This is a genomic window from Bacterioplanes sanyensis (assembly GCF_002237535.1).
Lineage (GTDB): Bacteria > Pseudomonadota > Gammaproteobacteria > Pseudomonadales > Oceanobacteraceae > Bacterioplanes > Bacterioplanes sanyensis_A.
The window spans coordinates 1,998,982-2,022,116 of the sequence record NZ_CP022530.1; the positions used below are offsets into that span (position 1 = coordinate 1,998,982).

Below are 23,135 nucleotides of genomic sequence, written 5' to 3' on the forward strand. Positions count from 1 at the left end.
CCTTGACATGGCAGACTGTGTCACCCTCGGACCTTAGCGGAGTGGATTAGGACCTAGCCTCATGCTGTTTTTTATCGGCTTATTTATCGTATTCGGCAGCGTGCTGTACGGCTATGTGATGTCCAATGGCGAGTTGTTGGCGCTTTGGCACCCGTTTGAATTTCTGATCATTATTGGCGGCGCATTTGGAGCGTTTTTGCTATCCAACCCCTGGCACCTGATCACGCACTGCTTCAAGGTGATGCCACAAGTGATGTTTGGCAGTAAGGTCAATAAGGCCATGTACATGGATGTGCTCGGGCTGATTTACGACATTCTCAACAAAGCACGGCGTGAAGGCATTATGTCGATTGAAGGCGATGTCGATAGCCCGCAAAGCAGTGCCTTGTTTGCTCGCTATCCAGCGATTCAAGCCAATAGTGAGTTGGCTGAGTTTATTGCTGATTACTTTCGCATCATTGCCGCAGGCAACTTAACCCCTTATGAACTGGAAGCCTTGATGGATCAAGAGATTGAGGCTCGCCTGCATGAGCTGGAAGCGCCGGGTGATGCCGTCGGTCGTGTTGCAGATGCCTTGCCCGGCTTTGGTATTGTCGCGGCGGTATTGGGCATCGTAATCACCATGGGGGCGATCGATGGTGAAATCACGGAAGTCGGTGGCAGTATTGCCGCCGCACTGGTCGGAACCTTCAGCGGCGTATTCCTGGCTTACGGTATGGTGGGGCCGATTAGCGCCAAGATGCGTCATATCGCTGATGAAGAGATCAAGCTGTATGAGTCGGTTAAAGCGTGCATCATCGCCTCTCTCAATGGTCTACCGCCCCAGTTAGCGGTGGAGTTTGGCCGCAAATCGCTGTTTACCCAGGGCCGGCCCAGCTTCAATGAAGTCGAAAGCAAGGTGCGCAGTCGCTGATGGAAAATCTCGGGCAGCATCAAAATATTGTTATCCGCCGCATCAAAAAAGGCCGACATGGTCACCATGGCGGCGCCTGGAAGGTTGCCATGGCCGACTTTGCTTTGGCGATGATGGCGTTCTTTTTGGTGTTGTGGGTGATCAACTCATCTAACGAACAGCAGCGTGAGGCGATTTCTGGCTACTTCCAGGACCCGAAAGCCTGGGAAGAAGGCCAGCGCGTGCCATCACGCTATGTGATTGACCTCGGCGGTTCGCCGTCGCAGGCGGACAACATCGCAGAATCGCAGCAGCTGGATCCAGAAAAGATTCTCCAGGCAGAAGAAATCGAAAGCCTGTCAGAAGCCATTGAGCGCCGCCGGCTGGAGCAGCAAAAAGCGCAGATCGAAGCGCGCATCGACGCCAGCCCCACTTTGAGCCCGTTTAAAAACCAGCTGCTGCTCGACATCACCACCGAGGGGCTGCGTTTGCAAATTGTCGACCAGGTGAAACGCCCGATGTTTGCCCCCGGCAGCTCGGAGTTGGAGTACTACACCGAAGACATTCTATGGGAGTTGGCCCCGGTGCTGGCGACCATCGACCACCGTTTGTCGATTGCTGGCCATACCGACTCTTCGCGGGCGCAAAGCCGCGATTCTGACGAAGTGAACTGGCGGTTGTCGGCGTTGCGCGCTGATGCCGCAAGACGCGCATTGATGGAAGCGGGAGTCGATAAAACGCAAATTGCCCAGGTTATCGGCATGGGTGATACCGCACCGCTAAAGCAAGACGACCCCTACGACCCGGTTAATCGGCGCATATCCGTCACTTTGCTGAATAAGCGCTATGACGAAGGTGTCAGCGGCCGTGCCGGCACGGCCGAGGCGGAGTTTGTGAACGACGAGGAAGCCGCCGAGCCAGACGACCGTAAACCAGTCATTAACAAGGCGGGCTCACTGCTGCAGGAGCTGCGCGACGAGCGCGAGTCGGAAGACAATCCGTACGACAACCCGCCCAACGCCGACGAGGTGTTCTGGTAGCGTTACAGCTCTGTCAGCGTGTCGACAATGCGCTGATAACTGTAGAAACGCTGCTCGGACACTTCGCCTTGCTCAACCGCCTGTTGAATGGCGCAGCCCGGTTCTTGCTCGTGCTGGCAATCGCGAAAGCGACACAAGCCGGCCAGTGGGCGCAGTTCACGAAATCCATACAGCACTTCGTCGGCGCTCATATGCCACAGGCCAAACTCGCGAATTCCGGGCGAGTCAATCAAATCACCACCGGCGGGAAAGTGGTACAGCCGGGCGGTGGTGGTGGTGTGACGCCCTTTGCGGGTGTTTTCTGACAGCGCGCCGACTTTGAGTTCTTCACCGGGCAGCAGGGTGCTGATCAGGGACGACTTGCCCACGCCCGATTGGCCAACAAACACGCTGACGCGATCGTTGAGAAAGTCTTTTAATTCGCCCAGGCTGCTTTCGTCATGGCTGCACACCGTCAGCACCTGATAGCCCAGCTCATGATATGAACCCAACAGGTGTAAAAAATGATCGCGGTTGTCGTCAGTGATGAGATCGGTTTTGTTAAACAGAATCACCGGCTCAATGTGGCAGTTTTCTGCAGCGACCAAATAGCGGTCAATCAGGTTGCGATGCGCTTCCGGCTCGGGTGCAATGACCAACACAATAACGTCAATGTTGGCCGCCACGGGCTTAATTTCGTTGTACGGGTTGGGGCGGGATAGCTCGTTTTCCCGCTCCAGCACTGTTTCCACCACGCCGGTTAGGACACCATTCTCCTCTGGGCCTGGGCGAAACACGACTTTGTCGCCGGTGACCAGTGACCCTAAGTTCGCACGCAGAAAACAGCGATAGCGATCGCCAAACCGCTGTGCTTCGACTTCGACTTGGCTGCCGAAATGAGCCATCACTTGGCCGGTGGTTTCCGTGCCGAGCTCACCGGCGTTCAACTGCTGGTGAATGCTGTGCTCTTTTTGTTTGGCTCGTTTGGCCTTTTCCTGCTGGATTTTTTCAATCCGCCAGGTCTGGCGTTTGTTCAGTTTACGTTTGCTCATAATACTGCGCTGTGGGCTGGATGAGGCATTGTCCGGTGATGTGATCCATGGTGCAAGGCGCATGTCAGAGTTACACTAGGGCCCCGCGCCTGAGCGCTTACATTTGCTGCTAGAGAGAATGACATGAGTCGAAGTGATGCCCTGGTATGGATGGATTTGGAAATGACCGGGCTGGAACCGGAACGCGATGTCATCATTGAGATTGCCACCATCGTCACCGACAGTGAGCTAAACGTGATCGCCGAAGGGCCGGTGCTGGCCATTCATCAACCGGATGTGTTGCTCGATGCGATGGATGAATGGAACACCAAAACCCATGGCAATTCTGGTCTGACTGAGCGTGTGCGCAGCAGTCAGGTCAGCATGCAGGAAGCGGAGCTACAAACGCTGGCGTTTTTGCAGCAGCACGTGAAGGCGGGTAGCTCGCCCTTGTGTGGCAATAGCATCCATCAGGACCGCCGCTTTTTGGTGAAGTACATGCCTAAGCTGGAAGCCTTTGTGCACTACCGCAACCTCGATGTCAGTTCGGTAAAAGAACTGGCTAAGCGCTGGAAGCCTGCCAGTCTGGAAGGTTTTGAGAAAAAGGGAGCACACCTGGCCCTGGACGATATTCGTGAGTCCATCGCTGAGCTGCGCCACTTACGCCAGCACTTTATTCAGTCCTGAGTGCAGACCTGATCCCGTCCTTGCTGCTTGGCCTGATACAAAGCGCGGTCGGCGCGCTGTAGCAGGCTTTCTTGGCTGTCATTCGATTGGCTGGTCGCCACGCCTAAGCTGACGGTGATGTGCAGGTCGTCATAACCAACCAAGCGCAGGCCACGCACTTGTTGCAATACACGTGTGGCCATGTCCAGCGCATTGCTGATGCGAGCAGTCTTCGATCACCACCAGAAACTCCTCCCCGCCGGAGCGGCCGAGTGCGTCTTGCGATCTGATGGCTTGGCCAATGCTGGCGGCCACTTGTTGCAGCACATCGTCGCCGGCACTGTGACCGCGTGTGTCGTTGACGCGCTTGAAGTGATCAATATCGATCATCAGCAGTGACAACGGCATTCGTCGCCGCGAGCGGCGTTGAAACGCTCGCTGATAAATGTCTTGGATCGCGCCCTGATTCCACAACCCGGTGAGAGCATCGGTTTGCGCCGCGCGCTGGGCTTGGTCCAACTCTGACATTAAGCGCATCTGTGCATCGCTCAATTGTGTCAGCAGCAGTTCGGTTTGTGCCCAGGCGGTTAAATCGCGCAGAGCGGTGACGTCGGCCTGGCTGAATGGTCGCGGTGTGGTGTCGGCAATGCACAAAGTGCCGATGTTGTGCCCGCGGCTCTTCAATAAACAGCTGGCGTAGGCGCGCAGGTAGGGTGGGCCAGTCACAAAAGGATTGTCGCTAAAGCGCGGGTCCTGCTGCAGATCAGGGCAAATCAGATAGCTGTCTTCCAGCAATGCATGGGCACACAAAGCGGCGCTGCGGGTAGTACTGAGTAGATCGGCGCCATCCATCGATTTAAACCACTGATGTTGCTCATCGATCAATTAGATGTAAGCAATGGGCACGGCAAACAAATAGCGCGCGGTGCGGGTGATCTTGTCGAGTCGATGCTCCAACGGCAGATAGGTGATATCCAGCTCGGCCAGTGCTTGCAAGCGCTCATGTTCGTTGTCGGGCAGCGGGGCTTGTGGCATCGCAGTGTCCTGTCAGCAGTGGGTACGCTGTTGGTTAAACCATCGCCTTAGTGTAGATAGCTCAGAAACATCAGCTCTTTAGTTGTGTCAGAGCCCAATCAATGTGTTCTTGCACCAGGGCATCCACACTGGCTCGTCTTGTGACTAATGCTTGTTCGACTTCCAAGCTGTAGGGTCCGTTGCCGAGCGCCACGGCAATGTTTCTGAGCCAATTGCGATAGCCTGTGCGGCGAATGGGCATGCCTTCGGTGTTGCTGAGAAAAGTGTCTTCATCCCAGCGAAACAGCTCCAGCAAGGTGGCCTTATCCAGTTGATGGCGCGGGGTGAAGTCGCGTTCTGGGCTGGTGTTGCTAAAACGGTTCCAGGGGCAGCCGATTTGGCAATCGTCGCAGCCAAAAATGCGATTGCCCATACCAGGGCGCAGTTCTTCTGGAATCGGGCCATCCAGCTCGATAGTGAGATAGGAAATGCAGCGACGTGCATCAAGCACATAGGGGCCGACAAACGCCTGAGTTGGACAGATATCCAGGCACGCTTGGCAGCGGCCGCAGTGTTCTTTGTCGTAAGCCGGGTCGATGGGCAGCGGCAAGTCGGTGAGGATTTCGCCGAGAAAAAAGTAAGAGCCGGCGCGACGATTAATCAACATGGTGTTTTTGCCAACCCAACCCAACCCAGCTTTGTTCGCCAAGGCGCGCTCCAGCACCGGTGCGCTGTCGACAAACGCGCGAAAGCCCATTTCTCCGGCTGCGCTTTGTAACTGTTTGCCCAGTTGCGTCAGGCGCTTGCGAATCAGTTTGTGATAATCGCGCCCGAGGGCGTAGCGCGACACATAGGCCAGGCTGCGGTCTTGTAATTGCTCGGTGATGCGAATGTCGGGCGCCAAATAATCCATGCGCGCCGAAATCACCCGGATGGTGCCGGGCTGCAGCTGCTCTGGATGAGAGCGCATCGAGCCATGATCGGCCATAAACCCCATCTCGCCGTGATAGCCCTGTTCCAGCCACTGCTGGAGGTAGGTTTCATGCTGTGCCAGATTGGTATCGGTGACTCCGATTTGCTGGAACCCCAGCTCTTTTCCCCACATATCCAGCTGTTGGCGCAATGACGCCAGCGCTTGGTCACTGTCGTCTGCAGGGGAGTCGAGGCGGATATAGTCGGGCATAAAGGCAGAAGCTCGGATCGGTTGGCGGTGTTGCAACAAAGAGCGAACCATTATACTGGCGCCAAACTCATGACGACAGCAAGGTAGCTGGAATGACGCGCCCTTATACCGCCAGGGATCACCTGCCGACAACGCTGATGACCGCCGCTCAGGTAAAACAGCTCGATCAACAAGCCATCGAGCGGTTGCACGGCGACGGCTTTGAGCTGATGAGTCGCGCCGGTGAAGCCGCGTTTGCTTGTTTGCTACAGCGCTGGCCAGACTGCGACTCGCTGGTGGTGGTGGCAGGCCCGGGCAATAACGGCGGAGATGGTTACGTATTGGCGGCGCTGGCGTGTTATCACGGCATGCACACACAGCTGCAAACTCTGGGTGATCACACCCAATTAAGCGACAGCGCAGAGCAAGCACGCGCCATGGCGCAATCTGCTGGGGTTGATATTGTGCCCTGGCAAGGGCTGCCGGATGGCTGCGACTTGGTAGTTGATGCCTTGTTCGGCATTGGCTTAAACACCGAACTGACGGGCGACTATGCGCAGGCCGTCGCCGCCATCAATGCTCATGATGCGGCCGTAATGGCATTGGACATCGCCAGCGGTTTGCAGGCAGACACCGGCGTTATTTTAGGTGACGCCGTCAGAGCCGACCTGACCGTCACCTTTATTGGTGTGAAACAAGGGCTGCTGACGGCGGCAGGCCCGGATGTCAGCGGCGACATTGCTTATGCCTCGCTGTCCATCGATGGTGATCTGCTGCAACCAACGCCCGACGCTTGTCAGCGCATCAGTTGGCATGTGTTGCAACAGCAAGGGTCGCTTCCGGGGGCACGTCGTGGCAACAGCCATAAAGGTGAACATGGCCATGCGCTGTTGGTGGGCGGCAATCGCGGCATGGGCGGTGCCATTGCTCTGGCGGCAGAGTCTTGCTATCGCAGCGGTGCTGGTCTGGTCAGCGTGGCCACGGTTGAGGGGCATGTGCCGATGCTGCTCAGTCGCCGGCCAGAGCTGATGGTGCAAGAGGTCACCTCCGGGTTGGCGTTGGCGCCACAACTGGACAAAGCCACCAGCATTGGCTGTGGCCCGGGTTTGGGGCAAGACAGCTGGGGGCAGCTGATGCTGCAGTCGGTGTTGGCGAGCGATGTGCCGCTGGTACTCGACGCCGATGCCTTGAACTTGCTTGCAAAGCCGCAGTGGCAAACCAGCTTTGCGCAGCGCTCGGTGGTGCTGACGCCGCATCCGGGTGAGGCTGCGCGTTTATTGCAGGTCAGTCGTGAGCAAATTCAAGCGGACCGCTTTGCCAGTGCGCAGCAACTGGCACAGCGCTACCAAGCCGTGGTGGTACTAAAAGGGCAAGGCACGTTAGTAGCGCACCCAGATGGTCGTTTGTGCTTGTGTACCGACGGCAACCCTGGCATGGCGTCTGGTGGTATGGGTGACGTGTTGACCGGTGTGATGGCCGCGCTGTTGGCGCAAGGGTACAGCGCTTGGCAGGTCGCACAAATGGGCGTGTGTATTCACAGTGCCGCTGCGGATTTAGAAGCCCAAGCGGGCGGCGAACGTGGGCTACTGGCCGCGGATTTAATGCATTCAATTCGGACGTTAGTGAACTTATGACCTGGCAGCTTGCCGATGAAGACGCCACCTTGAACGTGGCGCGCATCTGTTCAGACATTATTGATGGTGGTGGCTTGGTGTTTCTACTGGGCACCTTGGGGGCTGGAAAAACCACCTTTTGTCGTGGTTTTATTCAGGCGTTGGGGCATGAGGGCGCGGTGCGCAGCCCGACATATACCTTGGTTGAGGAATACCCCTTGTCCGCTCGGCGGGTCTGTCATTTTGATTTGTATCGCTTGGGCGACCCTGAAGAGTTGGAATTTATGGGTATTCGCGATTATTTAGATGACGATAGCCTGTGTCTGATTGAGTGGCCGCAGCGCGGTGTCGGCGTGTTACCTGAGGCTGACTTGGTGTTGCATCTGGCTGACGAGGGTGATGGACGGCAGTTGGACATTGAGGCAGGCTCTGACAAAGGTCAGCACTGGTTACAACAATTACAACAGCACCCTGAACTGTCGAAATTAATGATGGGTTAGTGATTACACTGGCATGAAAAATACACGATTTGGGATTCAGACATGCCTTCTGTTTGCGCTGGTGACCATCACTGGCGCGGCTCACGGTGATGTAAAAGACATTCGCGTTTGGCAGTCTCCTGACAACACACGCTTAGTGTTCGATCTGTCTGGCCCGCACGAACATAAAATTTTTCAACTCAGTAACCCCGAGCGGGTGGTGATCGACTTGCCCAGCGCCAAACTGCTAAAACCGGCGGCTGAAATTGATGTCGCCTCGACCTGGGTCGACAGCATTCGCAGCGGTAAACGTGGCAAAAACGATTTGCGCATCGTATTGGATATGCAGCAGCGCTTGACGCCGCGCAGCTTTCCGCTGCCGCCCAATAAAAAATACCCTTACCATCGTTTGGTGGTGGATTTAGAAAAGCCAAAAATAACACAAGCCGTCGCCGAGCCGATTAAGCGCAGTGAGCCGTCGAGCAATAAAGCGCGCGATATTATTATTGCCATCGATGCTGGCCATGGTGGTGAAGACCCTGGCGCCATTGGCCCACGCGGCACGCAAGAAAAGAAAGTGGTGCTGAAAATCGCGCAAGAGCTGGAAAGCCTATTACGAGCAGAGCCCGGTTTTACTCCGTACATGGTGCGTACTGGGGATTATTACATTGGCTTGCGCGCCAGGACCGGCAAAGCACGTGAAGCCAATGCGGATTTTTTTGTTTCCCTACACGCCGATGCGTTTAAACATCCAAGCGCCAGTGGCAGCTCTGTGTTTGTGTTATCGGAGCGTGGTGCCACCAGTGAGACCGCGCGCTGGCTGGCGGACAAAGAAAACGACTCGGATTTGATCGGCGGCGTCAGTCTTGAGGGGCGTGAAGACCATTTGGCGATGACTTTGCTGGATTTATCCATGACGGCTAAGCGCGAGTCCAGTGTCCACATTGGTAGCAAAATCCTCGGACGGATGAAGCACATTTCCAAACTGCACAAACGCCAAGTTGAAGAGGCTAACTTTGCCGTTCTAAAAGCGCCAGACATGCCGGCGCTGTTGGTGGAAACCGGATTTATTTCGAACCCGGGCGAAGAGCGTAAACTGGGCACGTCGGCGTACCGCAAAAAAATGGCACGAGCGGTGTTTGAAGGTGTACGTGACTACTTTAATCGCTACCCACCACGCGGCACATTGATTGCTGCGCGCCAGCAAAAAAGCAGTGTGTATCACACCTACACCATTCAACGTGGCGATACTTTGTCGGCCATCGCCGTGCGCAATGGTGTGGGGTTAACCGACCTGCGCCGCGCCAACAATCTCAAAAATGACCGCATACGCATCGGTCAGACTCTCAAAATTCCAAAAACCTGATTTATGAAACGTATTCAGCGGCTGTCGCCACGACTGGCCAACCAAATTGCCGCCGGCGAAGTGGTCGAGCGGCCAGCCAATATTGTGAAAGAATTGGTCGAAAATGCGCTTGATGCTCAGTCGTCGCGCATCGAAATCGACGCCGAGCAAGGCGGTGTCAAACTGCTGCGCATTCGTGACGATGGCCATGGCATCAACAAAGACGATTTGGCGCTGGCGCTCAGTCGCCACGCCACCAGCAAAATCACCACCCTGGACGATTTGGAAGCCGTCGGCTCGCTGGGTTTTCGCGGTGAGGCGCTGGCCAGTATTAGTTCCGTGTCGCGTTTGGCGCTGACGTCACGCACGCCTGAGGCGCAGCAGGCTTGGCAGGTCACGGCCGAAGGCCGAGATATGGAAGCGCAGTTGGCTCCGGCAGCGCATCCAGCTGGCACCACGGTTGAAGTGCGGGATCTGTTTTTTAACACGCCTGCGAGGCGAAAATTCCTGCGCACAGAAAAAACCGAGTTCTCTCATTTGGAAGAATCGTTTAAGCGCCTGGCCCTCAGTCGCTACGACATCGGTTTTAGCCTGCGTCATAACGGCCGAGTCATTCATCAATTGCGCCCCGCGCAGCGCACGGTGGACCGCGAAAAACGCGTCGCCAGCTTGCTCAATCCGCAGTTTATGGACAGCGCCGTGCACATCGAAACCGAAGCCGCCGGTTTGCGGCTGCAGGGCTGGGTGGGTTTGCCAACATTTTCGCGTTCGCAAGCGGACATGCAGTATTTTTTCGTCAATGGCCGTGTGGTTCGTGACAAGCTGGTGGCTCATGCCATCAAACAAGCCTACCGCGATGTGTTGTACCACGGCCGTCATCCGGCGTTTGTGCTCTACCTGTGGTTGGACGCCAAATTAGTGGACGTGAACGTGCACCCGACGAAGCATGAAGTGCGCTTTCGCGATGGTCGGCTGGTGCATGACTTCCTGTTTCGAGCATTGCACCGTGCCTTGGCGGAAGTACGCCCAGACGCGCAACTCCCCTCAGCCGATGCCAATACCCTGCAGCCGACGCCTGCTGCGGCGGTCAGCGGCGTGCAGGCCGGTGAGTTCAGCGAGCAAACCAAATTAGATTGGCGGCCTGCTGCGACGGATAGACCCAGCCGGCATGCCGTGGCAGAGCAATTGGGCGCTTACCAAGCACTGGCGCAGCCCCTCGATGTGACGCCGTCATCAACAGATGCTCAAGGCTATGCTCCGCCATCAAACCAAGTGCAGGTTTCTGGCTCAGCTCCCCCGGCGGCGCTGCCCGAGGAGGGCGACATACCGCCACTGGGCTTTGCCATAGCGCAACTGCACGGCATTTATATCCTGGCGCAAAATCAGCAGGGCATGGTGGTGGTGGACATGCACGCGGCCCATGAGCGTATTACTTACGAGCGGCTCAAAACGGCGATGGATGCACAAACCGTGGCCAGCCAACCGCTGCTGGTGCCTGAAAGTTTGGCACTGAGCGAGCGTGAAGCAGACGCAGCGGAACAATACGCCGATGAGTTTCGCCGCCTAGGTGTCGAGCTGGCACGGGTGGCGCCGGAGTCGATTATGGTGCGCCAGATTCCAGTGCTGTTGCAGCAGGCCAACGTGGCACAGCTGATTACCGACATGCTGGCGGAATTAATGGAGCATGGCCGTTCGGATCGGCTGCTGGCAGAGCGCAATGTTATTTTGTCCACCATGGCTTGCCATGGCTCGGTGCGCGCCAATCGTAAACTGAGCATTGCTGAAATGAATGCTTTGCTGCGAGATATGGAAGCCACCGAGCGCAGCGGGCAATGCAATCACGGTCGTCCTACCTGGACACAGCTCACCATGCATGAGCTGGATAAACTTTTCCTGCGAGGACGCTAATGACAGAACTACCCGCCGCCATCTTTTTAATGGGGCCGACGGCTTCGGGCAAAACGGCGCTGGCCATTGCTTTGGCAGAACGCTATCCGTGCGAAATCATCAGTGTCGACTCGGCGCTGGTGTATCGCGATATGGACATCGGCACCGCCAAACCTGATGCCGCGACGCTGGCGCGAGCACCGCACCGGCTGATAAATATGCTGGATCCCTCAGAGCCTTATTCTGCGGCGCGTTTCCGTGAAGATGCGTTGCGCGAAATGGCGGATATCAGCGCGCGCGGCAAGGTGCCACTGTTGGTTGGCGGCACCATGATGTATTTCAAGTTTCTGCGTGATGGCGCCGCTGACTTGCCGCAAGCTGATGACTGCGTGCGCGCTCAGCTATTGAGCGAGGCCGATGCCGTGGGCTGGCCAGCGATGCACCAACGCTTAGCTGAGATCGACCCAGAGGCGGCGCAACGACTCAAGCCGATGGATTCGCAGCGCATTCAGCGAGCGTTAGAGGTCTACCAAGTCAGTGGTAAAACCCTGACTCAACACTGGCGTGAGCAGCAGTGTGAACCTTTGCCTTATCAGGTGGTGAACTTGGCCGTCTGTCCGCCTGAGCGCCAGCAATTGCACCAGCGTATTGCCGAGCGTTTTAAAATGATGTTGGCCGATGGTTTTATCGACGAAGTGCGCCAGCTGTATCAGCGTGGTGATCTGGACGTATCGATGCCGTCGGTGCGCGCGGTGGGCTATCGCCAAGCTTGGGATTATCTGGAAGGCGTGTGTGATTACGATGAAATGGTCGAGCGTGGCATTATTGCCACCCGTCAATTAGCCAAACGTCAAATCACCTGGCTGCGAAGTTGGCCGGATTTACACTGGTTAGATACCAATGATCCGAATCTTGTTGATAGTGCCTTGAAAATCCTCAATGCCAACGCCATATTTAGCCCATCGTCCTGACTCCCCTGCTTGAATGCTAAAGTTGCGGCTCCGGACGACCTGGGGCTAACGGTGCCGTAGCGCGGCGCCGCATTTTATTTTTAGATCCGTCCCCACATTGGACGGCTACCTTGTTTAAGGAGACAACCATGTCAAAAGGGCACTCGCTACAAGACCCTTATCTCAACCAATTGCGTAAAGAGCGTATTCCGGTTTCTATTTTTTTAGTCAACGGCATCAAGTTACAGGGCCAAATTGAGTCATTCGATCAGTTTGTCATTCTGCTGAAAAACACCGTCAGCCAGATGGTGTACAAACACGCGATTTCTACCGTTGTGCCATCGCGCAATGTTCGTTTAGCGCCTCCTGCCGAAGCAGGTGACAGTGCTGACGAGCAAAGCTAAGCAGCATCCTGCAGTGATACTAAGACCCGGTTCACTCACGTGGGCCGGGTTTTTGGAGTGTATTTTTGTTCTTTGAACGTCCCGAAGGCGCTCAGCGCCAAGGTGCCAGCGGTGGTGAACGCGCCGTACTGGTACACATTGATTTCCCTGAAGGCGCCAATCGAGAAGATGTGGCGGAATTCTACGAGCTAGTCACCTCGGCGGGGGCCGATCCCGTCGAATTGGTCACCACCAAGCGCGATGCGCCCGATCCAAAAACCTTTGTCGGTCGTGGTAAGGTCGATGAAATCTCCGATTTGCTGCGCTTGCACGATACCCAGCTGGTGATTTTCAACCACGCATTGTCACCCAGCCAGGAGCGTAACCTGGAAAAGGTGCTGCAATGTCGCGTGTTGGATCGCACTGGGCTGATTCTGGATATATTTGCTCAGCGCGCCCGCACCCACGAGGGCAAGCTGCAGGTTGAGCTGGCGCAGTTGCAATATCAATCGACGCGACTGGTGCGTGGCTGGACTCACTTAGAGCGGCAAAAAGGCGGTATTGGTATGCGCGGCCCGGGTGAGACCCAGCTGGAAACGGACCGCCGCTTACTGCGCGAACGGGTGAAAAATATTCACGCGCGGTTAGAAAAAGTGCGCTCTCAACGCGAGCAAGGTCGCCGTTCACGCAAACGCTCTTCGGTACCGACCGTGGCTCTGGTGGGCTACACCAATGCCGGTAAATCGACCTTGTTTAATGCGCTGACAGAGGCTGAGGTATACGCTGCTGACCAGCTGTTTGCCACCCTCGATCCAACGCTGCGACGTTATGCCGTCGACGACATCGGTGATGTGGTGTTGGCCGATACCGTTGGTTTTATCCGTCATTTGCCGCACAAGCTGGTGGAAGCCTTTCAGGCTACCTTGCAAGAAGCGGCGGAAGCCGACTTGCTATTGCACGTCATCGATTGCGCCACCAGTGAGCGTGATGCCAACGTCGAGGCGGTGGACAGCGTCTTGCAAGAAATTCACGCCGATGAAGTGGCTACTTTGCGGGTGTACAACAAAATTGATTTGCTCGAGCACGGCACTGCGCGCATTGATCGCGATGACATGGGTCAGCCTGTCGCGGTGTGGTTATCGGCACAGCAAGGTGAAGGGTTTGCTGAGTTAAATCGGGCCATTGCTGAAATTCTCGGCAACGAACTGTTCGAGCAAGAAATTTGCCTGACCCCTGCCGATGCTAAGCTGCGTGCGATTCTTTACGAACTGGGCGGTGTGCGCGGCGAGCGCTTCAGCGACAATGGCGACATGCTGCTGCAGGTGCGTATGCAGTTGGATGACTTCCGGATGGCGTTATCTCGGGCAAATGTGGCTGAGCAACGCTTTTTTCACCCCCAGCGCGAGCATTGGGAGCGCTGACTGGGGTTACACTGACTAAACTGACTGGCTATCATTGGCAGCGATTCGATCTGTCTTCCTGACTGGAGAAAACTATGGCCTGGAATGAGCCCGGCGGAAAGGGCAATCCCAACGATCCATGGGGTAACAACAACCGCGGCAATAATAATCGCGGCGGTAACCAACCGCCGGACCTGGATGAGGCGTTAAAGCAGCTGATGGATAAGCTCAATGGCTTGTTCGGCGGCGGCAACAATCGCGGCAATAACAGCAAATCCGGCGGTGGCGGCGGCCTATTTGGCGTGGCCATTTTGGTGCTGGTGCTGATGCTGGGCTTTCAATCTGTGTACACCTTGGACGAAACGCAACAGGGTGTGGTTATGCGTTTGGGCAAATACCTGAAGACCGAAAATGCCGGTCTGCGCTTTAAGATTCCGCTGGTGGATCAAGTCGTCCGCGTCAACACCACTCAGGTCCGTAACGCCGAAATTAAAGAGCGTATGCTGACCGAGGACGAAAACATCGTTGAGGTGGAGCTGAACGTGCAGTATCGAGTCATGGACCCTGTGGCCTTTGCGCTGCGCGTGGAGCAGCCTGAACGTACGCTGCTGTCTGCCGCAGAAAGTGCGTTGCGCCACGAGGTTGGTTCTACTGCAATGGACCCAATTCTGACGGTTGGCCGTGCGGTACTGGCCGATCAAGTGCAGGTGCGTTTGCAGAATTATCTCGATCGCTACCAGACCGGTATGGTCATTAGCCAGATCAACATCAAAGATGCGCGTCCACCGGCGCAGGTGAAAGCAGCATTTGACGATGTACAAAAAGCTAAGCAAGACAAAGAGCGCTTAATTAATGAAGCCGAAGCTTACGCCAACTCCATCGTGCCAGAAGCGCGCGGTCGTGCTCAGCGCCAGTTGGAAGAAGCATCGGCGTATAAGTCGCGTATTGTGGCGCGTGCCGAAGGTGAGGCGGAACGTTTTGAAAGCTTGTATGGAGAGTATCGCAATGCACCTAAGGTGACGCGTGAGCGCTTGTACATTGAAGCAGTAACCAATGTGTACACCAATGCCAGCAAGGTGCTGGTGGACGTCGAAGGTGGCAACAACATGATGTATCTGCCGCTGGATCAACTAATGAAAAACATGCCAAAACCTGCGGGCGTTCAGGACATTATGTCCAGCTCGGATATTTCGCGCCTGACCGATCAAGTATTGCGTGAAGTTCGTTCGCGCCAGAGTACCACCACCAGTAGCCGTCGGGAGGGTCGCTAATGTCTCCAAAAGCCATGATCGGCATCATCATCGCCGGCGTTTTACTGCTGGTGGCGAGCCAAGGTCTGTACGTTGTTAATGAAAAAGAACGTGCCATTAAGCTGCAATTTGGCGAAGTGGTGGGGGATGACATTCAACCGGGTTTGCATTGGAAAACGCCGTTTGTTCAAAACGTGAAGAAGTTTGATGCCCGCGTGCTGACGCTGGACACCAACCCATCGCGTTACCTGACCTCGGGCAAAAAATACGTCATCGTCGACTCGTTTGCGAAATGGCGCATTAAAGATGTGAAAGCTTATTACCGTGCGACGTCCGGTAATCGTTTTGAAGCATCTAATTTGCTGTCGAACTTGCTCAACAAAGGGCTGCGTGACGAGTTTGCCTCGCGTACTTTGCACGAAGTGGTGTCTGGTGAGCGTGATGAGCTGATGACCAAAATGACCCAGCTGCTCAACGAGAACACCCAAGAAGAGCTGGGTGTGGAGGTGTTGGACGTGCGTGTCAAAGCCATCGACCTGCCAGATGACCTGAGCAACTCGGTGTACAACCGTATGTCCGCTGAGCGTGAGCGTGAGGCGCGCGAGCAGCGTTCACAAGGTAAAGAGTTGGCGGAAGGTATTCAGGCCGATGCCGATCGTCAAAAGACGGTCATCGAGGCAGAAGCCTACCGTGATGCGGAGCGCATTCGTGGTGAGGGTGACGCCGAGGCAGCACGCATTTACGCCTCCGCCTACAGCAAGGACCCAGAGTTCTACTCCTTTACCCGCAGCTTGAAGGCGTATCAGGAGACCTTTAAAGAAAACGACGTCATTTTGTTGCAGCCAGATAGCGACTTTTTCCGCTACCTGAAAGACAGCAAGGGGCAATAAGACGTCGGTATCTTAACCACAAGGCTTCTGATAGAATCCTGCAACCGGGCCCATGGCCCGGTTTTTTGTGCGTTCAAGAAAGAGACAGGCGGTATCTACATGGATATGTGGCAGCAGCTGATGTTGGCTCTGGGTCTGTTTCTGGTGTTTGAAGGTTTGTTACCGTTTGCCAGTCCTGGGCAGTGGCGCCAGTTGGTGATGAAGGTAGCGCAAAGTGATGATCGCACCATTCGAATGACTGGCCTGATCAGCATGTTGCTGGGTCTGGCCGTGCTCTATATCACCAATCATTAAGGCCGATCCATGACAAGTGCAGATCGTTGGCTGTTACCGGATGGTATCGAAGAAATCCTGCCGCCGCAGGCGCGTCAGATTGAAAGTCTGCGGCGCCAGCTGCTGGACGTATTAGATGGCTGGGGCTATGACGTGGTCATGCCGCCGGCTCTGGAATATTTAGATTCATTGCTCACCGGCGTGGGCAAAGACCTCGACCTGCGTACCTTTAAGGTGACAGATCAGCTGTCTGGTCGGTTGATGGGCTTGTCCGCCGATACCACGCCGCAGGTCGCGCGTATTGATGCGCACAGTTTTGCGCCAGAAGGCGTTGGGCGTTTTTGTTACTGCCGCACCGTATTTCATGCCAAATCCAGCTCGCTGCTGGCCAGTCGCACACCGACGCAAATCGGCGCCGAGCTGTACGGTGAAGCTGGCATCGATGCCGATGTTGAAATCATCAGCCTGATGGTTGATTTGCTCAAGCGTGCCGGTGTGCGGCAAGTGCACTTGGATTTGGGCAATGTGGCTGTTTTCCGCGCTCTGGCGGATGCTGCGCAGTTAACCGATGCCCAGCAACAGTCTTTGTTTGCTTTGCTGCGTCTTAAGTGTGTCAGTGATTTGGACCAGTGGGCGCGTGAGCACATTGTCGACCCTGGTTTGGCCAGTGCGTTTGCGCAGGCGTTCCGTTTGCAAGGCGATTTGCAGGCACTGACGTCCGCCATTGCTGAGCTGTCGGCAGCAGTGCCTACAGCCGCGACGGCGTTGCAACACACCCTGGATGTGGCGCAGCGGTTGATGGCGCGCTTCCCTGAATTGCCGCTGTACTTTGATTTTACTGAGCTGCGCGGCTACGACTATCACACCGGTTTGGTATTTGCCGCCTACGTGCCTGGCTATGGCGATGCGGTGATGCAGGGCGGTCGCTACGATGAAACCGGTGCGGTGTTCGGTCGTGCGCGTCCAGCCACCGGTTTCAGTGGTGACTTAAAAGTATTGGCGCGCTTTGGCAGTGCCAGTGTGACGTGTCGCGAGACGGTGTTGGCACCAAACGACCATGACGAACAGTTGTGGCAGCACATTCAGACTTTGCGCGAGCAGGGCAAGCGCGTGCTGACACAGCTGAATGGCGACACAGTGGCGGCTGATTACCAGCTGCAGAAACACGATGGCCAGTGGCAGCTGGTAAAGATTAACTGATTGAGTGAAGACTTTGGCAATGGGTAAAAGCGTCGTTGTATTGGGCACCCAGTGGGGTGACGAAGGTAAAGGTAAAATCGTTGATTTGCTGACTGAAAAAGCGGCCGCAGTGGTGCGTTTTCAAGGCGGTCACAACGCCGGTCACACACTGGTCATCGATGGTGAAAAAACCGCTTTGCATTTGATTCCATCGGGCATTTTGCGCGATGGCGTGCAGTGCATCATCGGCAATGGCGTGGTGCTGGCGCCAGACGCCTTGCTGCGCGAAATGAACGCACTGATTGAACGTGGTGTACCGGTAAAAGAGCGCCTGCGTATTTCCCACGCTTGTCCGCTGATTTTGCCGTACCACGTGGCGCTGGATCAGGCCCGCGAAATCAAGCGAGGCAACGCCAAAATCGGTACCACAGGTCGTGGTATCGGCCCGGCTTACGAAGACAAAGTTTCACGTCGCGGTTTGCGCGTCGATGATATGTTCCAGCCCGAGTTTGCCGACAAGCTGAAAGAAGTGATGGAATTTCATAACTTCTCGCTACGCGAATATTACGGCGTTGATGAAGTCAGCTATGAAGACACCTTGGCTGCGTGCATGGAGTGGGCTGCTGAGATCAAAGACATCGTGGTTGATGCGGTGGACTTGGTGCACACGGTGCGTGAGCAAGGCGGCGACATCATGTTCGAAGGTGCCCAAGGCACCTTGCTGGACATTGACCACGGTACCTATCCGTTTGTGACCTCGTCCAATACCACCGCTGGTGGCGTGGCGACCGGTTCAGGCGTAGGCCCTTTGTATCTGGATCAGATTCTGGGTATTACCAAGGCTTACACCACACGCGTAGGTTCAGGTCCGTTCCCGACGGAACTGTTTGATGAGGTGGGCAAGCACCTGGCCGATGTCGGTAAAGAAAAAGGCACCACCACAGGCCGCGATCGTCGTTGCGGTTGGTTCGATGCCATGCTGGTTAAGCATGCCATTCGCGTTAACTCGATCAACACCATCTGTCTGACCAAGCTGGATGTACTGGATGGCTTAGACACCATCAAGGTCTGCATCGGTTATCAGGACGAACATGGCAATACGTTAAAAGTGCCGGCGTCGGCGGATCAGTTCGAAAAAGTTACGCCGGTCTACAAAGAGTTGCCAGGCTGGACTGAGTCGACCTTTGGTGCGAAAAGCATCGACGACTTGCCGGACAACGCACGCGCGTATATCCGTTTCGTGGAAGAAGCGATTGGTGCACCAATCGACATCATTTCAACCGGTCCAGACCGGGTTGAGACCATTGTGCTTAGACACAGCTTCGAGCTGTAACCGGCGCAAAAAAAAGCCCCTCACTGAGGGGCTTTTTTTATGCTTGTTTCAGCATGTTGTAGAGGTCGTCTTTTAAGTGCAAGCGCTTGAGTTTCAGTCCTTCCAGGCGCTCATCTGAAGCCGCTTCTACTTGCTCTTCAATTTTGCGCACCTCTTTATCGATCTCGTGATACTCCTCAAATAAACGCGCAAAGTGACGGTCGTTCATTTTCAACTCACGGATCTGTGCAGACATGTCCGGGAACTCGTGGTGCAGGTCGTGTGCTTCAATACTCATCTTGTTCTCCTAACTGGTTTAAAGTCAGCATACGACTCTGGTCAGGGGGCTTCTTGATGTGTATCACGCTGCCCAGTCTTTATTGCCCAATCTTGTTTAGCGCTTGCTGTATCCACTGTTGTAGCTGCGGTGCCGGCAGTGCGCCTGCCAAACGATCCACTTCGCGCCCTTGATGAAACAGAATCAGAGTAGGAATGCTGCGAATGGCAAAGCGCTGGCTGGTGGCGGGGGTGTGCTCAGTGTTGACCTTGGCGAAGCGCAGTTGGTGTTGCAGTTGCTGGCACATGGAGCTGAACACAGGTGCCATGGCCTGACATGGTCCGCACCAGCTGGCCCAGAAATCGACCAGCACTGGTAGATCGTTTTTGGCGATAAAGCGCTCAAAGTCGGCATCGCCAAGATCAACCGGCGTGCCATCAAATAGCGCCTGTTTGCAACGTCCGCACTGGCCTGGTTGGTGAGTGCGTTCTGCTGGAATACGGTTGATCGCACCGCAAGAGGGGCAGGTGTAATGCATGTTGATGTCCTAAGTGAGCGCAAGAGCTGCGCTGCTGCCAAAACGGCCAACAGCGACGGTTTATATATCGAGTCAGCGGCCTGCAAACTCAAGGGTGAGTCTGCAGTTTTGTGGCTCGAGTGTCAGCGTGCGGGGAAGTGGGCGCTAACGTGCTCAACAAATTGCGGCTTGGTGACTTCGCCAACGATGCGTGCTTGGCTGGCTTCTTGCTGCTGGTCGAAGAACAAAATCGTCGGTGGACCAAACACGCCGTGTTGCTGCATAAATGCCACTTGTTCGGCGCTGTTGGCGGTGACGTCCAGTTTTACCCAGGTCAGGTGGCTGAACTGGCGTTGCACATCGTCATGGGAAAATATCTCGGCTTCCATGACTTTGCAGCTGATGCACCAGTCGGCGTAAAAATCGACCATGACTGGGCGTGGGCTGTTGGCAATGATTTGCTCAAGCTCACTAATCGAGTCGGTCTTGCGAAATGGGCTGCTGGCCTTGCTGCTTTCTTGGCTGACCACTGTGGTTGCCGTGGCCAGGGGTTTCAGTGGGTTCGATTGGCCCTGCAGTACGCCGACCAAAGCCATTGCGCCGTATAAGAAGAACACCCAAGCAATGCCTTTGACTAAACGCTGTTTGCCACTATTGGCAGGTTCAAAGGCGCCCAATACCACGCCATAGACCAGAGCCAACAATGCCCACAGCAGCAAGGCTACTTCCGCCGGAATAACGCGGCTCAGCAGCCAAATGGCGACACCGAGCAGCAAGATGCCAAAGAACACCTTGATCTGATCCATCCAGCCACCGGCTTTTGGCAAAATAGACGCGCCAGTGGTGCCCAGCACGATGAGTGGCGCCCCCATGCCCAGTCCCAGTGCCAATAGCGCGCTGCCGCCTAACCAAGCATCACCTGTGGTGCTTAAGTACACCAGAGCGCCAGCCAGTGGCGCCGACACGCATGGAGACACCACTAGAGCGGACAAGACGCCCATGATAAAGACGCTTAGCCAGTGGCCGCCTTGTTGCTTTTGATTCATTTCGTTCAGGCGGTTGCGTATGCCTGATGGCAGTTGCAGCTCATACAGGCCAAACATCGCCAGCGCTAGGGCGACAAACAGAGCGGCAAACACGGCCAGTACCCAAGGGGTTTGCATCCAGGCTTGCACATTGGCGCCAGCGCCTAATAAACCCACGGTCAGGCCAGCCGCTGCATAGGTCAACGCCATGCCCAGCACGTAGATGCTGGACAGAGCAAAGCCGCGGGCGGGGGAGGTGTTGTTTTGACCCAGTACCACGCTGGTGAGGATTGGCACCATCGGCAGCACGCAGGGGGTAAATGTCAGACCGACACCGAGCAAAAAGAACAGGCCAACCACAGCGGCCCAAGAGCGGCCGCTAAACCAGCTGTCTTCTGAGTTACTGCCAGAGGATGTCGCGGAGTTCGCAGTGGCGTTGTTGTTGTTTGTGCTGGTCGACACCGTGCTTGCATTGGCAGCAGTGCCGGTCATGCTGGCGTCGATGTTTGAGCTGAAGGTCGCGCCGTCCCAGCTGAGTTTTAATTTTTGTGGCGGGTAGCATAAGCCGGCGTCGGCGCAGCCTTGGTGGTTCAGAGTGTAGTCGCCGGGTGCCAGTTGGCTCAGATCAAATTGCGCGGTGAGTGGGCCATAAAAGGCGGTGACTAAACCAAACGCTGGGTCGTCTTTCTCTTTGCCAGCTTGCGAGAAATAGCTGGGCTCAAGTTTTTGCCCCTGCTGGGACAAATAAATACGGCTTTTATACAGGTAGTAGCCGTCGCTGGAGCTCCAGTCGACGCTTAGCTGGCCGCCATCGACGGTGGTGGTTAACGGAAAGGCTTCTTCAACCGGTAAAAATTTCGGCTCGCTGTCGAGTACGTCGAGAAGATTGGCGTGAGTCAGCGACGCTGTCAGGCTGATCAGCAGTAACATCCACTTGATCACAAGTATTCCTTCATGGTGCGGACAGCCTGCGGCTGTCGGATTAATGGGTGCGCATCACGGCGATGTCTGCAAGCGCCGCCAGGGCCTCTTTGGCCTCACTTGGCGGAAGAAGTTCTAATTGTTGTTTGGCGTTGTCGGCACAGGCTTGCGCCTGGACGCGAGTGTAATCCAGCGATCCGCAATCTTGCACGATGCGAACAATGTCCTCCAGCTGATCCAGACCACCGCGGCGTATGGCCTGACGGATAACTTGACGCTGTTCTTCACTGCCAGTGGCCATGGCGTGAATCAGTGGCAGGGTTGGCTTGCCCTCGGCCAGATCGTCACCGACGTTTTTGCCCAGCTCCTGTGCGTCACCGCTGTAATCGAGCAGGTCGTCGATCAGCTGAAATGCCATGCCCAGTTCGGTGCCATAGCGTTGCAAGGCTTGTTGTTGTGGCAATGAGGCTTGCGCCAATACAGCCGCCGCGTGGGTGGAGGCTTCAAACAGCATGGCGGTTTTGCCGTGAATGACGTCGCGGTATTGCTGTTCGCTGATGTCCGGATTCTTAACGTTGGTGAGCTGCAGTACTTCGCCCTCGGCAATCACGCAGGTAGCGTCGGAGAGAATCTTCATCACCGGCAGCGACTCCAGCTCCACCATCATTTGAAAGGCGCGGCTGTAGAGAAAATCGCCCACCAATACGCTGGGAGCATTGCCCCATTTGGCATTGGCGGTGGGATTGCCGCGGCGCATGTCCGAGGTGTCGACCACGTCGTCGTGCAGCAGCGTGGCGGTGTGTAAAAACTCGATCACCGCCGCCAGTTTCAGTGCTGGCTCGTCGCTGCGCTGTAAGGCCTTGCTGGTCAAAATCACCAACAATGGACGAATGCGTTTGCCGCCACTGGAGACGATGTAGTCGGCGATTTTCTCCACTAGCGGCACGCGGGAGGCCAGCTGCTCATGAATCAGACGGTCAACGGCTGAAAAATCGGCTTTAACGACGGAGAGAATGTCTGAGATCTGCATGGCTGTTGAACGGCCGCCTGGAGGTAAATAGAGGAAGCGCAAATGCTAGGGAGGCGCCGCCATAGTGTCAAGAAAGACCGCAGCCTGGGTTGCGCAAAAAATCAGCCTGCGGTATAGTCTCGCGCCCCGAATTTCTGCTCCCTGCCATATGGAAACCAGAGTGTTGCCAGTAGAAGCAGGACGAGACTGGTGGACAGTCCGAGTAAGTAGTGGTGATGATGCCGGGTTCATCAAGCGATATGCGGAGAACGTACAATGTACGCAGTAGTGGTAACTGGCGGTAAGCAATACCGTGTTGAAGAAGGCCAAACGCTGAAAGTTGAAAAGCTGGAAGTGGAAACTGGCGCAGCAGTTGAGCTGGAAAAAGTTTTGCTGATCGGCAATGGCGACGACGTTAAAATCGGCGCTCCAGTGGTAGATGGCGCGAAAGTAACGGCAGAAGTGGTTGGCCACGGTCGTCACAAGAAGGTTAAAATCCTGAAGTTCAAGCGTCGTAAGCACCACATGAAGCAAATGGGCCACCGTCAGTGGTTCACCGAGCTGAAAATCACCAGCATCGCTGGCTAATTAATCTGAACTGAATTCCTGGGTCCGTGTCCGGTAGCCAAACTGGCCGCATC

Annotated in this window: 23 protein-coding genes and 2 pseudogenes; 16 read left to right on the forward strand and 9 right to left on the reverse strand. The window is 55.6% G+C overall.

Annotated elements, in window-relative coordinates; genetic code table 11:
- Window positions 1-61: 61 nt before the first annotated feature.
- Window positions 62-913: a flagellar motor stator protein MotA gene (motA, locus tag CHH28_RS09410; protein ID WP_094060073.1), complete on the forward strand. Its 852-nt coding sequence runs from the start codon at window positions 62-64 to the stop codon at window positions 911-913.
- A complete protein-coding gene (gene motB / locus CHH28_RS09415; RefSeq protein WP_094060074.1) occupies window positions 913-1,932 on the forward strand; it encodes a flagellar motor protein MotB in 1,020 nt (339 codons plus the stop codon). The genes motA and motB overlap by 1 nt, the downstream gene beginning before the upstream one ends.
- Before the next feature lie 2 nt (window positions 1,933-1,934).
- On the opposite strand, the gene rsgA is transcribed toward motB, so the two are convergent.
- Window positions 1,935-2,963: a small ribosomal subunit biogenesis GTPase RsgA gene (gene rsgA / locus CHH28_RS09420; RefSeq protein WP_094062029.1), complete on the reverse strand. Its 1,029-nt coding sequence runs from the start codon at window positions 2,961-2,963 to the stop codon at window positions 1,935-1,937.
- 123 nt (window positions 2,964-3,086) lie between these two features.
- Here rsgA and orn point away from each other — a divergent pair, with 123 nt between their 5' ends.
- Entirely contained in the window at window positions 3,087-3,629 is a 543-nt protein-coding gene (gene orn / locus CHH28_RS09425; RefSeq protein WP_094060075.1) for an oligoribonuclease, read from the forward strand.
- Here orn and CHH28_RS20605 read toward each other — a convergent pair.
- The 4 genes and pseudogenes from CHH28_RS20605 to queG all read right to left on the reverse strand — a co-directional run bounded on the left by CHH28_RS20605 (window position 3,620) and on the right by queG (window position 5,805).
- A pseudogene (locus CHH28_RS20605) lies at window positions 3,620-4,145 on the reverse strand (GGDEF domain-containing protein). The gene orn and the pseudogene CHH28_RS20605 overlap by 10 nt on opposite strands.
- Before the next feature lie 48 nt (window positions 4,146-4,193).
- Window positions 4,194-4,493: pseudogene (locus CHH28_RS20610) on the reverse strand (GAF domain-containing protein); the annotation flags it as partial.
- Window positions 4,494-4,643, reverse strand: a complete 150-nt coding sequence (locus tag CHH28_RS19875) for a hypothetical protein (RefSeq protein WP_157729860.1) — start codon at window positions 4,641-4,643, stop codon at window positions 4,494-4,496.
- A 70-nt stretch (window positions 4,644-4,713) separates the two neighbouring features.
- On the reverse strand, window positions 4,714-5,805 hold the full coding sequence (queG, locus tag CHH28_RS09440) for a tRNA epoxyqueuosine(34) reductase QueG (RefSeq protein ID WP_094062030.1): 1,092 nt from the start codon (window positions 5,803-5,805) through the stop codon (window positions 4,714-4,716).
- 92 nt (window positions 5,806-5,897) lie between these two features.
- Between queG and CHH28_RS09445 the strand changes: the two genes are divergently transcribed.
- The 12 genes from CHH28_RS09445 (at window position 5,898) to CHH28_RS09500 (ending at window position 18,766) form a co-directional block, all read left to right on the forward strand.
- Entirely contained in the window at window positions 5,898-7,418 is a 1,521-nt protein-coding gene (locus CHH28_RS09445) for an NAD(P)H-hydrate dehydratase (RefSeq protein WP_094060078.1), read from the forward strand.
- A complete protein-coding gene (gene tsaE / locus CHH28_RS09450) occupies window positions 7,415-7,897 on the forward strand; it encodes a tRNA (adenosine(37)-N6)-threonylcarbamoyltransferase complex ATPase subunit type 1 TsaE (protein WP_094060079.1) in 483 nt (160 codons plus the stop codon). Before CHH28_RS09445 ends, tsaE begins: the two co-directional genes overlap by 4 nt.
- Window positions 7,898-7,910: 13 nt before the next feature.
- On the forward strand, window positions 7,911-9,242 hold the full coding sequence (locus CHH28_RS09455) for an N-acetylmuramoyl-L-alanine amidase (protein WP_094060080.1): 1,332 nt from the start codon (window positions 7,911-7,913) through the stop codon (window positions 9,240-9,242).
- A gap of 3 nt (window positions 9,243-9,245) precedes the next feature.
- Window positions 9,246-11,129 carry a DNA mismatch repair endonuclease MutL gene (mutL, locus tag CHH28_RS09460; RefSeq protein ID WP_094060081.1) on the forward strand — a complete coding sequence of 628 codons (1,884 nt, stop codon included), beginning with the start codon at window positions 9,246-9,248 and terminating at the stop codon, window positions 11,127-11,129.
- Entirely contained in the window at window positions 11,129-12,079 is a 951-nt protein-coding gene (gene miaA, locus CHH28_RS09465) for a tRNA (adenosine(37)-N6)-dimethylallyltransferase MiaA (protein WP_094060082.1), read from the forward strand. The genes mutL and miaA overlap by 1 nt, the downstream gene beginning before the upstream one ends.
- A gap of 128 nt (window positions 12,080-12,207) precedes the next feature.
- Complete coding sequence (gene hfq, locus CHH28_RS09470; protein WP_094060083.1) at window positions 12,208-12,462, forward strand: RNA chaperone Hfq; 255 nt, start codon at window positions 12,208-12,210, stop codon at window positions 12,460-12,462.
- Between the two features lie 65 nt (window positions 12,463-12,527).
- Complete coding sequence (gene hflX / locus CHH28_RS09475; RefSeq protein ID WP_094060084.1) at window positions 12,528-13,862, forward strand: ribosome rescue GTPase HflX; 1,335 nt, start codon at window positions 12,528-12,530, stop codon at window positions 13,860-13,862.
- Between the two features lie 74 nt (window positions 13,863-13,936).
- Window positions 13,937-15,112, forward strand: a complete 1,176-nt coding sequence (gene hflK / locus CHH28_RS09480) for an FtsH protease activity modulator HflK (protein ID WP_094060085.1) — start codon at window positions 13,937-13,939, stop codon at window positions 15,110-15,112.
- Window positions 15,112-15,981: a protease modulator HflC gene (gene hflC / locus CHH28_RS09485; RefSeq protein WP_094060086.1), complete on the forward strand. Its 870-nt coding sequence runs from the start codon at window positions 15,112-15,114 to the stop codon at window positions 15,979-15,981. The genes hflK and hflC overlap by 1 nt, the downstream gene beginning before the upstream one ends.
- Window positions 15,982-16,080: 99 nt before the next feature.
- The gene (locus tag CHH28_RS09490; protein WP_199244048.1) at window positions 16,081-16,275 is read left to right on the forward strand and encodes a DUF2065 domain-containing protein; all 195 of its coding nucleotides are present in this window, start codon (window positions 16,081-16,083) and stop codon (window positions 16,273-16,275) included.
- A 9-nt stretch (window positions 16,276-16,284) separates the two neighbouring features.
- Window positions 16,285-17,454, forward strand: a complete 1,170-nt coding sequence (locus CHH28_RS09495) for an ATP phosphoribosyltransferase regulatory subunit (protein ID WP_094060087.1) — start codon at window positions 16,285-16,287, stop codon at window positions 17,452-17,454.
- 19 nt (window positions 17,455-17,473) lie between these two features.
- On the forward strand, window positions 17,474-18,766 hold the full coding sequence (locus CHH28_RS09500; protein ID WP_094060088.1) for an adenylosuccinate synthase: 1,293 nt from the start codon (window positions 17,474-17,476) through the stop codon (window positions 18,764-18,766).
- 37 nt (window positions 18,767-18,803) lie between these two features.
- On the opposite strand, the gene CHH28_RS09505 is transcribed toward CHH28_RS09500, so the two are convergent.
- The 4 genes from CHH28_RS09505 to ispB all read right to left on the reverse strand — a co-directional run bounded on the left by CHH28_RS09505 (window position 18,804) and on the right by ispB (window position 22,515).
- Complete coding sequence (locus CHH28_RS09505) at window positions 18,804-19,043, reverse strand: YdcH family protein (RefSeq protein ID WP_094060089.1); 240 nt, start codon at window positions 19,041-19,043, stop codon at window positions 18,804-18,806.
- 79 nt (window positions 19,044-19,122) lie between these two features.
- Window positions 19,123-19,560 carry a thioredoxin TrxC gene (gene trxC / locus CHH28_RS09510; protein ID WP_094060090.1) on the reverse strand — a complete coding sequence of 146 codons (438 nt, stop codon included), beginning with the start codon at window positions 19,558-19,560 and terminating at the stop codon, window positions 19,123-19,125.
- A gap of 122 nt (window positions 19,561-19,682) precedes the next feature.
- On the reverse strand, window positions 19,683-21,506 hold the full coding sequence (dsbD, locus tag CHH28_RS09515; RefSeq protein WP_157729861.1) for a protein-disulfide reductase DsbD: 1,824 nt from the start codon (window positions 21,504-21,506) through the stop codon (window positions 19,683-19,685).
- 40 nt (window positions 21,507-21,546) lie between these two features.
- Window positions 21,547-22,515 (reverse strand): octaprenyl diphosphate synthase, encoded by a 969-nt coding sequence (gene ispB / locus CHH28_RS09520; protein WP_094060092.1) that lies wholly within the window; start codon window positions 22,513-22,515, stop codon window positions 21,547-21,549.
- Window positions 22,516-22,770: 255 nt separating this feature from the next.
- On the opposite strand from ispB, the gene rplU reads away from it, so the two are divergent.
- Window positions 22,771-23,082: a 50S ribosomal protein L21 gene (gene rplU, locus CHH28_RS09525; RefSeq protein ID WP_094060093.1), complete on the forward strand. Its 312-nt coding sequence runs from the start codon at window positions 22,771-22,773 to the stop codon at window positions 23,080-23,082.
- Window positions 23,083-23,135 lie beyond the last annotated feature (53 nt).

Coding starts and splice junctions, on each gene's coding strand:
- tsaE (WP_094060079.1), top strand. CDS start 7,415: ATGACCTGGCAGCTTGCCGATGAAGACGCCACCTTGAACGTGGCGCGC.
- hfq (WP_094060083.1), top strand. CDS start 12,208: ATGTCAAAAGGGCACTCGCTACAAGACCCTTATCTCAACCAATTGCGT.
- rsgA (WP_094062029.1), bottom strand. CDS start 2,963: ATGAGCAAACGTAAACTGAACAAACGCCAGACCTGGCGGATTGAAAAA.
- mutL (WP_094060081.1), top strand. CDS start 9,246: ATGAAACGTATTCAGCGGCTGTCGCCACGACTGGCCAACCAAATTGCC.
- CHH28_RS09490 (WP_199244048.1), top strand. CDS start 16,081: ATGGATATGTGGCAGCAGCTGATGTTGGCTCTGGGTCTGTTTCTGGTG.
- trxC (WP_094060090.1), bottom strand. CDS start 19,560: ATGCATTACACCTGCCCCTCTTGCGGTGCGATCAACCGTATTCCAGCA.
- CHH28_RS09445 (WP_094060078.1), top strand. CDS start 5,898: ATGACGCGCCCTTATACCGCCAGGGATCACCTGCCGACAACGCTGATG.
- CHH28_RS09505 (WP_094060089.1), bottom strand. CDS start 19,043: ATGAGTATTGAAGCACACGACCTGCACCACGAGTTCCCGGACATGTCT.
- motB (WP_094060074.1), top strand. CDS start 913: ATGGAAAATCTCGGGCAGCATCAAAATATTGTTATCCGCCGCATCAAA.
- CHH28_RS09500 (WP_094060088.1), top strand. CDS start 17,474: ATGGGTAAAAGCGTCGTTGTATTGGGCACCCAGTGGGGTGACGAAGGT.
- rplU (WP_094060093.1), top strand. CDS start 22,771: ATGTACGCAGTAGTGGTAACTGGCGGTAAGCAATACCGTGTTGAAGAA.
- hflC (WP_094060086.1), top strand. CDS start 15,112: ATGTCTCCAAAAGCCATGATCGGCATCATCATCGCCGGCGTTTTACTG.
- CHH28_RS09495 (WP_094060087.1), top strand. CDS start 16,285: ATGACAAGTGCAGATCGTTGGCTGTTACCGGATGGTATCGAAGAAATC.
- queG (WP_094062030.1), bottom strand. CDS start 5,805: ATGCCCGACTATATCCGCCTCGACTCCCCTGCAGACGACAGTGACCAA.
- ispB (WP_094060092.1), bottom strand. CDS start 22,515: ATGCAGATCTCAGACATTCTCTCCGTCGTTAAAGCCGATTTTTCAGCC.
- hflK (WP_094060085.1), top strand. CDS start 13,937: ATGGCCTGGAATGAGCCCGGCGGAAAGGGCAATCCCAACGATCCATGG.
- miaA (WP_094060082.1), top strand. CDS start 11,129: ATGACAGAACTACCCGCCGCCATCTTTTTAATGGGGCCGACGGCTTCG.
- motA (WP_094060073.1), top strand. CDS start 62: ATGCTGTTTTTTATCGGCTTATTTATCGTATTCGGCAGCGTGCTGTAC.
- CHH28_RS19875 (WP_157729860.1), bottom strand. CDS start 4,643: ATGCCACAAGCCCCGCTGCCCGACAACGAACATGAGCGCTTGCAAGCA.
- orn (WP_094060075.1), top strand. CDS start 3,087: ATGAGTCGAAGTGATGCCCTGGTATGGATGGATTTGGAAATGACCGGG.
- CHH28_RS09455 (WP_094060080.1), top strand. CDS start 7,911: ATGAAAAATACACGATTTGGGATTCAGACATGCCTTCTGTTTGCGCTG.